General features: G+C 52.4%; 1 protein-coding gene. It reads right to left on the minus strand.

The window, feature by feature from the left end:
• A partial coding sequence (locus AC1RPX_RS07775) for a hypothetical protein (protein WP_481763328.1) occupies nt 1-376 on the minus strand: 376 nt, incomplete at both ends.

Raw genomic sequence — 376 nt, forward strand, 5'->3', positions numbered from 1 at the left:
CCGTCATTCGTGCAGTTCAAATTCAATCTGTAGTTCGAACCATTCCGCGTAATAGACTGCACTGAGCGGTAGTACCCCTCAGGTGTCTGAACGATCATGATACGGTTGCCGACCGTCAGATCGATACTGTGCATGTACTGAGCGTTAACCCCTATCCACGTACTGGACGATGCCGCAATCGGGAACCACAGCTGACTACCGTACCCACCATCAGTTTGGCGATTTGTCGCGTACTTGTAGTGTGCACTTGCCACGGCCCACTGAGTAGTGGACACTTGTGTCATCAGCGTCGGCTCAGCATCCGCGTTATTCTCATGAACCAAGAGCGCAGGGACAAACGGATTCATCATCTGGTTCGGAGGAATGACATCCGACC

It is taken from the genome of Dellaglioa sp. CoH-56-MRSF-14, from assembly GCF_056782115.1.